Genomic DNA, 13,629 nt, shown 5'->3' with positions numbered 1-13,629 from the left:
TACGATGCGCAGACCCTGGCGACGCGTCCGTGAGGCGCTCATTGGGTTCGACTACCAGCCGATTGTCGACTGGATTGACGACCGGATTGTCCACGACTCTCGGACGGTCGTTCTCGTCTTCCTGTTGTTGACAACCGTGTTTGTTGTCGGACTCGGGAACGTTTCGACGGAGGCTGGGACGAATCAGTTTACCACTGGCCTCGAATCAGAGCAAGCATTGGAAGACATTGAGCGGGAATTTTCGCCAACATTCGAACCAGACAGTGGCAGTACACAACTCATCCAGCGTGAGCAGAACGTCCTCTCTAAGCCCTCAATGTTGCGGATGTTGCAGTTACAAGAGCGGATCGAGCAACGGGGGTCGTTCCGCGTCACATCGACTGCCAGTGTAGCGCAACTTGTAGCCCAGGAACTTGATCCCAGCGCGACGACGTATCAAGAACAGCAACAGACACTCAAGCAAGCCACGCCGGGAAAGGTTGACCAAGCTGTCCGAGACTTGGCGACGACGAATCCCCAATTCACTGGTCTCCTGAGCAACGATTTCAACCGCCAGTCTGCATCGGCATCAGCTACAATTGGGACCGTGTCGCACAATATTCCCGCTGGGTTAGAATCTGGTGCTGGGCAAGGCGGTTCTAGCCCGCTCACGTCGATCCAGCTCCGCATTCAGACCCTCTCAGAGAACAGTGAGGGAGATATTACCGTGTTTGGCTCGGGACTAATTTCTGACGAGTTCTCGTCGGTCATCACCGACTCGCTGCTCATCGTTCTACCGGCCGCGCTAGTACTCATCGCACTGTTTCTCTCTGTCGCGTACCGTGACCTCGCGGACTTGTTACTCGGCGTAATTGCCCTGATAATGGCTCTTGTCTGGACGTTTGGTTTCCTGGGGTTGGCGGGCATCCCGTTCAGCCAGTTGCTTATCAGTATCCCACCGCTGTTGCTTGCGGTCGGGGTCGACTTTGGACTTCACGCAGTCAACAGATACCGAGAGGAACGGGTTCTCGGGCAGGAGATTGGTGAGTCAATGCGCATCACGACCGACCAGCTAATCGTCGCGTTCTTCATTGTCACTGGGACGACAGTAATCGGGTTCGCATCGAACTTTTCTAGTGCCCTCCCGCCGATCCGGGACTTCGGTCTCGTCGCCAGTATCGGAATCGTATTTACCTTCTTCATTTTCGGCGTATTTGTCCCAGCTGCGAAAGTTTGGCTTGACGAACTTCGGACACGGTATCCCATTCCGACGCTCTCAACGACGCCACTGGGGTCGGAAGGCTCGGCACTATCGGCTGGCTTGCAAGGTGGCGTCCGGATCGCGACACGAGCCCCTGCTGTGTTCTTGGTTCTTGTTCTCATCCTTAGCGCTGGTGTCGGCGTGTATGCGACCGGTGTCGATACTAGCTTCTCACAGGAGGATTTCCTGCCGTCCGATGACAATCCGGACTTCCTGTACTCCCTGCCCGAACCATTCCAGCCCAACGAGTACAACGTCGCTGGAACACTCGATTTCCTTGAGAATAACTTCGAATCCACGCAGGGCGACACCGCGACAGTCTATCTCAAGGCACCGATGACACGAGAATCAACCCTGGAAAGTATCCAACGGGCTGGGGAGGACCCGCCCGAGACATTCGTCAGTAACAATCGACAGGCCGATTCAGAGTCGATTATCTCCGTGATTAAGTCGCAGTCGGCCCAAGACCCTGAGTTTCGTGCACTCGTCGCCCGGAACGACCCTGACGGAGATGGTGTTCCCGAAGATAACCTGCGTGAGATCTACGACGCACTTCTAGACTCACCCGCTCGCGATCAAGCGCTCACTTACCTCGCTGAAGATTACAGTAGCGCGCGCGTGGTCTATACAATAGAGGGTGACGCTGACCAGGACGCCATCGTGACGGATGCTCAAACCGTGGCCGACCGCCATCGTGGACAAGCCATCGCGACCGGCCAGTCGGTCGTCTTCCAAGAAGTCTCGGATCTTATTCTTGAGTCGGCACTACTAAGTCTAATTCTAACCCTCGTCGGTTCAACGCTCTTCCTAGTATTCATTTACCTGGTCCTTGAGGGGCAAGCGACGCTTGGGCTTGCGAACATGGTGCCCGTCTTGGTGACAGTCGTGTTCGTCGTCGCGTCAATGCGGGCGCTCAACGTTCCGTTCAACTCTCTGACCGCGACGATCATGGCACTCACAATCGGCCTCGGTGTGGACTACTCTGTACACGTCACCCATCGATTTGCGGATGAACGGAGCGAGCGCCCACTGGTTCCTGCACTTGAACGGACCGTCCGCGGAACCGGTGGGGCACTCTTTGGGAGTATGTTGACTACAGTCGCTGGTATCGGGGTACTCGTACTCGCGCTATTCCCAGTGTTGCGGCAGTTCGGCCTCATCACTGCACTCTCGGTACTATACGCGTTTATCGCCTCCGTGGTGATCCTCCCGAGCGTACTCGTCATCTGGGACCACTTCGTCACCGGCCAGCGGACGCTCCTCCCTTTGTTCGGTATTGGGCGCCAGCCGTGGCAAGGCATTGACGAGGACTCTAGACCTTGATCTTCACCACAGGCAGGTCGGGGCCAAAGCGTTTCGATACCCAGTACACAAAGCTTATTACACGGTAAGCAACATTAACACCTACCCCTGCCCATAGGACGCCAGAGAGTAATCCCATACCGCAAACGTGTGGACAAATCTGGCATCCGAAACAAAATAACAAACGGAAATTATGACAAATAGAAACGAAAAACTACGCAGCCTGTTCCTTGCAGTGCTGATGGTATTCTCAGTCTTTGCTGGGACCATCGCACTCAGTGGCACAGCTGCTGCGGTTAACACTGCAGATGAAACCACGTATCCCAGAGGTAGCGTTCAAGAAACAGCAGCAAATACAGCCCCACATGTCGTGTATGTGGGTGAAACGCTCAACCTAAGCAACCTGGCAAAGGCTGGCGGTGGTCAAATTCAGGTTGGTAGTAGTATCACGCTCTCCGGACAGTCAGGAGCAGCGGAGGGTGCTGTCGAAACGATTGCTGATGTCAACAGCACAGACTTCGATGGCTTCGCAACTGGCACGTACAATGCTAGTGGCGGCTCTGCCACTGACATTGCAGTGGTTGACCCTAAAGTCACCAGTGTCGATGTCAATACTAAACTAGCGGAAGCCGGTGCTGATGTGACTGACGGTCGGTTCGTTAGTGACACCCTCTACCTCAGCCCTGAGTACAACTTTAACCAGGTTGATAAAGTTAAGCTGACAATTGAAAACTCCGACGGTGTCGACATCACTCGAGACATCATCGATCCAGATTCAGGGAACAGCTCCTACGTGCACGTCAATAGTGGCGATGTATTCCTCACTAAGTCCAACGAGGACGTGTACCTTGACTTCAGCGGTGAACCGAATGGCGACTACACGATCACCGTGGAAGCTGACGACCTCAACGCAACAGGCGTTTCGACGGTGACTAAAGGTGACACGGAATCTACGCTCTCACTCGCCCAGCAATCGGTCACGGCTGGTGAGAGAGTTACCACTACTGTCACCGGTTCGCCGGGCGCGACTCCTCACGTCCGAATTGACCAGAGTGCTGCTGCCGACAGCTACAGTAACAACGCTGCCGCGGACTTCTTCAGAAACACTGGTCCTGTTACCGACTTGAATAATAGCACTAGCGCTAGTGGGTCAGATTACTACTACGCTAATATTAGCCTCGGTGACGACGGCCAGGCGACTTTCGCAGTCAAGACCGGAAACCTCTCGACTGACGAGACTCATACGTATGAGCTTGTCAATTCTCCGCGTGGTACTGCGCAAGACGATGCTGACCTGACCGTTAACGCGCCGACGGTTACAGTCGACTCATCACCAAGCACTGTCGCGACCGGTGCCTCCTTCGAGATTACCGGAACCGCGCCGCAATCCGATAAGGTCGTCGCGATGGCCAAAATCGATAACACTTGGTACAAGATCAATAACGACGGGGCAAACGGCAATCCAGCCATTGTTGATGGCAACCAAGAGTTTGAACTGGCGCTCCTGGCCAATAACAACATCAGCCTAGCCGGCACCTACCGGATCGGCATTGCTGATCGGGCAGAGGCTCAGGCGCAGGGTGATGGCATCGGTGACGGCGTGATGTCGGAAACTGATTGGGGCAATGTCAACGTGAAAACAACCACCTCGGTAACGGTCGAGGAAGGTTCCCTCAGTGCCTCTCTGTCCAGTGGCACCCTGGCCGTTGACACTACCGATAAGTTGACCGTCAACGGGACTGCTCTGGGACAGGGCAAGCAGATTGAACGAATCATTATTGGACCGCGAGGTAACTTCTACAACAAAACGCTCTCGGTCAGCAACGATAATACCTTCAGCGAGGACTTCGGCGACGCTAGTCCGAGTCTTAATAACCGTGGGAGTTACTCCCTGTACCTCATCGGCTACGGTGCCAACAGCCAACTTGACGATGGCGGTACGCTGAACAACCTCGACAACGGTAACACCTACCAGCAGAACGTCGAGATTGTTGAAGAAGCGCTCACTACCGCTGGCTCCGATGACATGGTTCGGGACTTCACCTTCTCCGGTGCAAGTGCTCAGCTTTCGCTTGACGATGTCGGAACGGTTCCGGCTGGCGAAATCGAAGTCTCTGGTACGTCTAACCGTGAAGACGAGACGACAGTCTTCATTGAGGTCGTGAACACAGAAAACAGCAACATCATTGCTAGCACTGAAGCCGAGGTTGATGGTAAGTCGAGTTCGTTCTCGACGACGCTTGACCTCAGTGGTGTTGAAAGCGGCGAGTACGAGCTCCGTGCCGACGACACTTCGACGTCGGACCGTACTACGTTCACTGTCAGTGATGCTGAACAGGCTGCAGACTTCCAGGTCTCGAACCTGAACCCGCAGGACGTGACGGTCTCGCAGGGCGACACGGTTGACGCCTCTGCAACGGTCACGAACGAGGGTAACGTCGAAGCAACGCAGACTGTTGAGTTCCGCATTGGCGGTCAGACGATCGGCAGTGAAGAGATCACGCTCGCAGCTGGTGCAGACCAGACTGTTGAGTTCACTGCAACGGCTGATCTCGACGCTGGCGACTACACGCACGGTGTCTACACCGACGATGATAGTCAGACCGCAACGCTGACTGTCGAAGGTGACATGACGCCGACGACGCCTGACGAGACCGCAACGCCTGACGAAGGTACTGCAACGTCGACGCCGAGCGACGGTGGCGACGGTGACTCTGACGGAGAGTCCGGTCCTGGCTTCGGCATCATGGTGTCCGTGCTGGCTCTGCTCGGAGCAGCGCTCCTGGCAGCCCGCCGGAACAACTAACTAACTACCGGATTCACCTCCGGCCCTCATTTTTACATTTATTTTTCTTCGGTAGCGGCTGCTGCGTTCAAAGTAGTTCACGCAGTTGAATCAACAACTACTGTTCAGGGGTGGGCTTTCGCCTCGCTACCGCCGGTAAAAAAGTACAATGGCTGGCCCAGACGACATTCTCCCCGTCGTGAACGGCAGCATTCTTTCGTTCAAAGAAGATAGACGGAACTGTTACGCGATAGGAGTGCACAACTTTCAGGCACGCATGCGCTACTCAGATGACGATCTACTTGATGAACTCCAACGGCTGGCTGACGAACTCGGACATCCACCGACACTGAAGGATGTCCGTGAGAACGCTGAATATGCTGCTACAACGTACTACAATCGATTTGGGTCATGGCGTGACGCACTTGATGCCGCTGGCTATGAGCCACGAGAGCCAGAATCAAAGGTGCCAGTGAGTGACCTGCTAACTGAACTTCAGCGGGTCGCAGAAGAATATGGCAGTCCACCCAGTGCTTCTGACATGGCCGATCATGGTGAGTATTGGGCGTCAACGTACAGACGGAGATTTGGCTCGTGGAACAAGGCTGTCCGCGCCGCGGGTTTTGACCCCACTCCTGAATCAACGAAAGTCACCAAAGAGGATCTCATTGACGAACTTCAGCGGATGGCAGAAGAACTTGGTGAGCCACCAAACTCAAAAGATATGAAATATTATGGTCAATATGATCCTCGAACATACCATCGGAGATTTGGTTCTTGGAGCAACGCTGTCGATACGGCATTTGAAGATTGAAAATAGAGAAAAGATTCCATGTTCGGCAACTAGGTGAACGCCGAGATTCTCTCGCTGAATCAAGATAGACAGTACCCCCAGAAAGCATATACCGTCGTTCGAACTAGGGGTTCTAATGAGAGTAACTTCACGAGTAACCATTCTGCTGTTGGTCTGTACTCTTCTCATCGTTGGAGTAGCTCCTGGTGTTAGTACTCAACACAACAACACTAGTGAAGGGGAGATACTGGAAAATAACATCCATAGCAGTGAGAACAATACGGTTAGCATACCACTATCTATTCCGGAAGGTAGTCAGGTCACTGTATCTGCAAGTGATGCGACTCACAGTAGTGAGACGAGCCTAGCAGACAAAGACCAAGATGGAAAAGAGACGGTACGATTGCCTGTTCACAACGCCAATGCAGCACAACCGAATGGTTCTGATGAGGCAAAGGCAGTTATTGTCTCCGATGACCTTTCTATGGAAATAGCCCCTCTGAAAAATACTGTTGATCTGGAGTTGGAGATTGGGGGAGAAGTGAGAGACGAAACCTACTTTAATATATCACAGTACCAACCAGGAACCAGTGTTCTTCGAACTTTGCCTCAAGATTCTGGTGCGGAGATTCTCCACCCGAGCCAAGTCGACGATCAACCCAATCGTGGGACAATCGTAAATGAGACTATTGCTGCTGGTGACTATGCAATAGTCCAATTTAATTCACCGTACCTCGCAAATAAAAGTAATACCGAATCACCCCCAGGAGCTAACCTCATATTTGCAAAGTCAAGCCTCCCGAATACGACGGCGACTCATACCGCCTCAGTGTCGCACCCGGGTAGGCAGAGTGAATTCGATACGATCAGCATAGATTACGATTCTGGAGATGGAAATGTTCCATCTAATCTGTCGAATGTGACCATAGAGTCAATAGGAATTGACACTACGGGCACTGAGTTGGTTGATGTCTCTCTTCAGGAGAATCTAGAGCGTGTTGAAGTTACCAATCAAAGTCGTTTGAATATCACCTTGGATCAGAAATTCGCTCTTGATGGGAGCGATGAGCTGTTTATCAACTACCAAGGGATCACGAACCCGAATACGATCGGCAAGGATAATGTATCTGTATTAGTGGGTTCGGTGCAGGTGGATGGTGAGGTTCTGTACGGACCGCGAGGAAGCGGAGAGCTTGGAAATAATATAAGCGTCGCAGTAAAGCACTCAAATACTCAATTGATTGGTAGTCCGCTACCGGTTGATCAGATGTTTGTCGACAATGAGAGTCTATATGCCGTAATTCACACTGAAAAGTATGAGAATACAACCCCTGCAAATATTTCTGTACAGATAGAATTCGGCCAATCTGATCACAGGTCTAGTTCTCAGCGGATTAAGGAAAATATAACAGTCGTTGATCGCTCTGTGTCGCTCAACGTAATCAAGAAATCGTTAGGTAGATCGAACAATAGTAGCGTTACACTTGAGGGGCATACGTCACTGGCACCGGGGAGTAAAATTGATCTGTGGGCTGTCAAAAGCAGTTACTCTGGTTGGGGAGCGACTATTCAAACAGTAACTGTCACAGAGGGTCGACAGTTTGTGTCTGAGGTGAGCATCCCAACAAACCGTTCAGGCACCGTTCGTATAACGCCACGAGAGGGCTACGAAATTATTGATCGTAATGAGATTATCTACATAGAAGTGCCATCCGTTCTATGGTGAGGTACCAACAGTTGACTTCCTTCCCCCGCTGAAGCTCGAGGCTTTCTGCTTGTACTGGAGTGTGGCGCTTGAGGCATCCCAGTCGTCGCTCTCGTAGTACCGACCGAATGGTGTGCCCTCACGTTCGCCTTCCGATGGGAGAACGTATTGACATCCTCCCACGGCTGAAGCCGTGGGATTCCTCCGGTGGGGATGTTGGCTATGCCGTACCCACGGAGGCAAATTTTCCGTCTTGAGAGCCGGTACTCTGGTTTGTGCGCTTCTCGTTGGGACTTGCCCTCTCGGGAGAGTGTAGTATCTCCGACCAGTTGTGGTCGTCCCACTTGAGACGCACGGGCCGTGCCATCGGCCCAACGGGTTCGCTAGCCTGTCGTTCGAGGAACGTGCGAGACGCGCACAAGTCGGCGTGGGCTTCGTGACCGCACGGACACCGGAACACGTCGCCGTCCCGGTCGGTGTCCTCTTGCTCGCCACACGCCGGGCACGTTCGGGTTGTGTCGGCTTCCGAGCGTACTCCGACCGATATACCGTATTCCTCGGCGGTGTGCGAGAGGCGGTCGATGAACGCTCGAAACGCCCAAAACTGGTGGGTCTTTTCGTTCACCTCGGCACGCCAATGCGTCGAGAGAACGTCGGTGAGGTCGCCCACGTAGACCGTCGCTACGCCCTCGGCGTAGAGGCGTTCCATCAGGTCCCGAACCAGTGCATCCTGTGCGTGGTCGCGTCGTCGTGTCCGTTTGCGATACAGCCGCCGTATCCGCTGACTGCTGTATCGTCCTTCACGGAGTTTCGACTGCAAGCGGTCGATTTCCTCGGTCGTCTCGCGGAAGCGGTCGAACAGGTCGCGGCCTTCGTAGAGGTACTGCTGGCCGGTTGTGGTGGTACAGGCGACGAGATTGTTTGCGCCCACGTCCAGCGCGGTTTCGTGAGAAGCCAGTGGTGAATCCTGTCGAGAATCAGAAATGGTGACAGGCTGAAAGGCCCTGAACGTGTCGTCTATCTCGTCGTACTGTATCTCCAGACGGCCCTGCTCGCCGCTCCACTTCGGGTCGCCAGCAACTTCGAGCCGCAGGCGGTCGTGATACCCAAACCCGTACTCGTCTCAGTGTTAACAACGATCGCGACATCATTTAACTACAATTTCATTATTTGTGATGTGCATATAAGATAGCTTGGCGAATTCAAGGTCAACTTCTTGCACATTAGAACCAGAAAGCGAAGAATGATACTCGATGTCAACGTTCCCGCCCATTTCGACATCGTCGGACGTGGATACTAAAGCACCAGTCAAATCCATCGAATTCCCGCCGCCAGCACCATCAACGTCAACAGCTCCAGTATATAGAACACCATGAAGTCTGGTGATTCGGTCAACCGTTTTCGAGTAGATGAGGAGTGAGTCAACATGGCTTTCGTCTCCCCACGTAGGTTGTCCATTCATATGGAATTCGCCGTCAACGTAGAGTGTTACCGACCCATCTCCAGTGACGGTTACATCGTTACCTGAGGCGATATTCGAATCCACATACAACGTGATATCGCCGTTTGAGGTATTGAAGATCGTATCGTCGCTAAAGAGTGTACCGTCGCTTACGGAATAGTTACCTGCCGTAACAGTAGTTGTGTCGGCTGGTGCACTTTCGTTTTCTAGGCGGGTTTTTGCTCGTTCAATCTCTGTTGTTGCTGATTCGAGGTGGATGTTCTCAGTGACGTTCTCATTAACATCCCCAGAGATACCGTCCTCACCATCTGTTGTCCCACCAAGGGAGACATCCCCGGAGACTCCAGCAGTTCCTTTCAGAGACAGATTTCCGGCTGCGACGACACCAGAGTCTAGTTCAATTGGTTCGGGTGGCGGAACAAGCGTAATACTCACTGTACTGATCTCGTCATTATAGGTAACTTCTGAGTTTGTTCGTTGCTCAAAATATGACCCCCAGCCGCGATAGAATTGACTTGTTACTTCAATGTGAATTTTCTGTTGGGAAAGAGGATTGGAACCAACGCCTGTAGCGGGATATATTTTATCGGAACTTTTACGATTAATAACAGCTTCCCCGTTGACGTTACCTGAGTTCGAGATGCTGATGATAGGGAGCGTGAGTGTATTCCCCCGGTAATTGAACTCTGGTGGAGAAACCATCTTGCCTCCACTCGGGGAAGCTCGCCAGACGCCTCCACCTTGGTATCCAAGCGTGACACCGTTAACGTCGGCAGTTACGACTCCGAGAGTACTATTCAAAATGTGAGTTTTGTTTCCCTCTGGAGTTGTTGTCGTTATGTTCATCCAGCCTTTAGTCTTGTTGGCATGATAATCCCCGCCTGTAGATGGGAGTGTCACTGAACGCGTGCTGGTACTCCCCAGTGCGACCAGTGCCGCTTCTGAGTCAAATTGAGAGAGGGATTTTTCAGCTCGCTGTTCCTGCAACTGGCCTTGAGAGTCCCTGAGGGAACTCATCCCGACTGTCACAATAGCAATGGATCCGAGGAGAACCATTCCGATAACCAGGGCAGTACCGAGGACTTCAGTTTGGCCACGGGTATCTGTCTCGTGCATCCTTGTCGTTGTGTTACTTTCGCCTGCCAAAGATATAATCATTGATGAATTGATCAAACATGGAGTGGGGACGCACGCATTGACTCCCACTCCGCTTTGAAGCCGAGGACTTTTCGGGAGAGTATGTAGTCTGAGACAAGAAACTCTGCTCGTAATTGTTTTACAGGCGTTCGAGGCGAATGCCCTGGGGCTTGATCCCGGGGTGGGTTCACTGGGTATCCACCGACAAGCCCCAACCTCCACGAGCGAGTGGCAGTTCATCTGCCCGAGCGAAGTAGGCTGGGGTTGTTGACGGGCGCTTCGTATGTCTTATCGTCCTCACCCATTTTAATGACAAATGACAATATTCGATACTGCTCACTAGTCCAAAAGCGTTCGCAGTCAGTGCCCGGCGGTGTTCAGATAAGGATGAAGAGTGAGGCGGTGTGTTTTCTGAGTGATTCATGCCCGAAAACACACGCCTCAGTGGTATTATCGACCAGATCGAATTGGGTTTTGTGGAACGAGAAGCGACACCGCGATTGCTGATGAAACTCGGTATTCAGCTCCATCTTGCTGGACTATCACTTTCGAATACAGTTTCTATCATTGAGATATTCGGTGTCGAACGTGCTCAATCAACCGTCCATAATTGGGTTCACAAAGCCGATCTACAGCCCGAAGCTGGACGGTGTCCGGATCACATCGCGGTTGATGAGACCGTGATCCAACTCAACGACGAGCAATATTGGCTGTATACTGCCGTCGATCCCGAGACGAAAGAATTGCTTCATACAAAGCTTGAACCGACGACAACAAAGATTCTCGCTCATTCGTTTCTGACGGAGCTCTCCGAGAAACACGACGTCTCCGACGCCGTGTTTCTCGTCGATGGGTCGCACTCGCTACAGGATGCGTGTCAGCGCCACGGCTTCGATTTCAGATACGAGAAACATGGAAATCGGACGCACTGTCTAGTTGAGGGATTGAGAAGTGAGCAGGCCGTAGCGAGAAGTGTTCATGGAACTCGCAGACCTGCTCAGAGAGACGTTGGAGGAGGACAGTCAAGACGTTTGGGAGAATAAGCGCACCCCGACACTTGTCCGGCGGTTTGGGGTGCGCCTCCACACGGCGGGGCTGTCGCTCAGGAAGACGGCCGCAATCTTAGATTTGTTGGGTGTCGATCGTTCTCACGGTGCGGTCTGAAATTGGGTTCATACGGTGTCTGAGGCACAGAGCGACCCGCCGACGGCGTCGCCGTCGCGGGTCGCAGTCGATGAGAAACAAATTGAGGTTGGCGGCGAGAAGAAGTGGCTCTACGCCGCTATCGACATAGAATTACGGTTACTGCTCGAGATCGACGTGTTCAGCCGCCGCGGGACTGACCCCGCGGCGGCGTTTTTGCATCGACTCACCGAGAAACACGATGTCGCTGACACAGAGTTTCTCGTCGATGCTGCAGGCTATTTGACTGCTCTTGCACGTCGTGAGTTGAGCAGTCAGCTCGACTATCGAGAGCGAAACCACATCGAAAAGTGGTTTCACACTGTCACCATGAGAATCGACCGCTTTCACTCGTTTTGGCAGGGTAGTCGGGCCAGCGCTGAGCGGTGGCTCCGGCGGTTCAGATACCACTACAACCACGAACAACCGAATCAGGCGCTTAACGGACGAACGCCAGCCAAGGAGGTTCAGAACTAGACAGTGCCACTTTTCTTTTTGTGTTGAAGAGTAGATTCTAACCTTGTTCTCCCATCTAACAGTAGGTTAGACGTGGATCCAATATTATTCCACCGGAAATGCGGTGTGTCGGACGCTCGGCTGTGCGACGAACCGATTCTGTGCGCTCGAAACCAGGGGTTGACCCACCGAGGATACCACTCCAGATGTTGTATTCTATCATATAATCTGATATTTAAATCATATGCTGCGATATGGATTCCTCACTCGTCACTCCGCATCGTAGCCCCACTCTCGAAGTTGATCGGCGACGTCGTCGAGATGCTCCTCAAGCGCAACTTGATAGGCAGCCTCACGGACGTCGAGTAGGAGAACATCATCTTCGAGCTTCGTCTCCAGTTCACCCTGAGCTCGGCTCTCGAGGCGCTTTGTCGCATCTTGCAGGAAGAATTGGACCATCTCGCGCTCTGCCTTCGCGTTATCCCTGGTGAACTTCCACGGAATACCCGACGCCGACGATGTCTCCGTGGTCTCTGTCGTGAGGTTTCCTTCTGACTCAGCAGTCTCGTCTCTCTCTTCTTCACTAGCCGTATCGTCCATGTCGGCGAACGGGTCGTCTCCTGATCCCGACTTCATGCCGTTCCCCATCTACGCCACCTCCTCAATGTGCGTCGCGAGGTCGTCTAACTTCGCAAGCGTGTCCTCCTCGTAGTCGTAGGCAGCTCGTACTTCCTGGACGTACTCCGCCGGCGGGAACTGCTGGTCCCAACAGCCCTCAAACAACGACGAGCGGTCAGATATCGCGACTGGCGCGTCGAAGCCGAGGTCACGGATACGCTGGAGGTACTTTTGTTGGTCCGTCGTCGAGCCGATGCCGTTCGGGACGACTGCGAGGACGCCGATGCTGATGTCCAGTGAGTCGCTGAGATTCGCGACGACGTCCGACAGTCCCTCAATGGACTGCATCCCCTTGCCTGTTGGTTCTGCCGGCACAACCAGTGAGCGCGTCGCGTTCACCGCGTTGTAGAGTTGTGGGCCCGCAGTCGCTGGTGGGTCTACGATGATCGTATCGTACTTATCAGGTACACCCGCATCGAACAGCACCTCTCGGAGTCGGTCGTGGCGGTCGAAGTACTCGCCGAGATCATCCGCCATCTCCTCAGCTGTGTTCATGAGGTTCGGAAGGTTCTCAAGCATGTCATGGTTCGGAATAATATCGAAGCCGTGCCCACTCGGTTGGATAAGGTCCTCGAAGTCTCCTAATGGCCGGTCGATGAGATGCCGAGCGATGTTGTCAGCATCGCCGTCGCTCCGTGGAGCGTCGACGTCCAGGAGATACGTGAGCGAACCCTGCTGTGGATCCAAGTCGACAGCCAGCACGTCGCGACCGTGGTCAGCGTGCGCCGTTGCAAGGCTCGAGGCGAGCGTGGTCTTCCCGACACCACCAGCTTCGCTGTAAATCGTGTACGCGAGCATGGTGTACCGATAAGTCTAACCAGTAATAAAAACTCGTCAGACGTATAATATAGACTAACTGGTTAGACTAACTAGTTAGACTAATTAGTTG

At 53.2% G+C, this 13,629-nt stretch carries 7 protein-coding genes and 3 pseudogenes; 6 read left to right on the top strand and 4 right to left on the bottom strand.

The annotated features are described in order from the left end of the window. Positions 1 to 4 precede the first annotated feature (4 nt). The 4 genes from QYL91_RS15245 (at position 5) to QYL91_RS15230 (ending at position 7,846) form a co-directional block, all read left to right on the top strand. Positions 5 to 2,563: an efflux RND transporter permease subunit gene (locus QYL91_RS15245; RefSeq protein WP_302082940.1), complete on the top strand. Its 2,559-nt coding sequence runs from the start codon at positions 5 to 7 to the stop codon at positions 2,561 to 2,563. Positions 2,564 to 2,735: 172 nt separating this feature from the next. Then, entirely contained in the window at positions 2,736 to 5,348 is a 2,613-nt protein-coding gene (locus tag QYL91_RS15240; protein ID WP_302082937.1) for a surface glycoprotein, read from the top strand. Positions 5,349 to 5,496: 148 nt separating this feature from the next. Next, positions 5,497 to 6,141: a homing endonuclease associated repeat-containing protein gene (locus QYL91_RS15235; RefSeq protein WP_302082935.1), complete on the top strand. Its 645-nt coding sequence runs from the start codon at positions 5,497 to 5,499 to the stop codon at positions 6,139 to 6,141. A gap of 115 nt (positions 6,142 to 6,256) precedes the next feature. Beyond that, positions 6,257 to 7,846, top strand: a complete 1,590-nt coding sequence (locus QYL91_RS15230) for a hypothetical protein (protein ID WP_302082933.1) — start codon at positions 6,257 to 6,259, stop codon at positions 7,844 to 7,846. Positions 7,847 to 8,045: 199 nt separating this feature from the next. Here the strand turns inward: QYL91_RS15230 and QYL91_RS15225 are convergent. Continuing rightward, positions 8,046 to 8,948: pseudogene (locus QYL91_RS15225) on the bottom strand (RNA-guided endonuclease TnpB family protein); the annotation flags it as partial. 24 nt (positions 8,949 to 8,972) lie between these two features. Then, a complete protein-coding gene (locus tag QYL91_RS15220; RefSeq protein WP_302082930.1) occupies positions 8,973 to 10,403 on the bottom strand; it encodes a DUF7289 family protein in 1,431 nt (476 codons plus the stop codon). 443 nt (positions 10,404 to 10,846) lie between these two features. Here QYL91_RS15220 and QYL91_RS15215 point away from each other — a divergent pair. After that, positions 10,847 to 11,347, top strand: a pseudogene (locus QYL91_RS15215) (IS6 family transposase); the annotation flags it as partial. Between the two features lie 55 nt (positions 11,348 to 11,402). Beyond that, positions 11,403 to 12,083 (top strand): annotated as a pseudogene (locus QYL91_RS15210) (IS6 family transposase). A 249-nt stretch (positions 12,084 to 12,332) separates the two neighbouring features. Here the strand turns inward: QYL91_RS15210 and QYL91_RS15205 are convergent. Both QYL91_RS15205 and QYL91_RS15200 read right to left on the bottom strand, forming a co-directional pair. Then, entirely contained in the window at positions 12,333 to 12,710 is a 378-nt protein-coding gene (locus QYL91_RS15205) for a DUF7970 domain-containing protein (protein WP_302082928.1), read from the bottom strand. After that, positions 12,711 to 13,538, bottom strand: a complete 828-nt coding sequence (locus QYL91_RS15200; protein ID WP_302082926.1) for a ParA family protein — start codon at positions 13,536 to 13,538, stop codon at positions 12,711 to 12,713. Positions 13,539 to 13,629 lie beyond the last annotated feature (91 nt).

The sequence above is a fragment of the Salinibaculum rarum genome, from assembly GCF_030505615.1.
Taxonomy (GTDB): domain Archaea; phylum Halobacteriota; class Halobacteria; order Halobacteriales; family Haloarculaceae; genus Salinibaculum; species Salinibaculum rarum.
The sequence above is the reverse complement of the archived record's forward strand: the minus strand, read 5'-3'. Positions and strand labels throughout refer to the sequence as shown.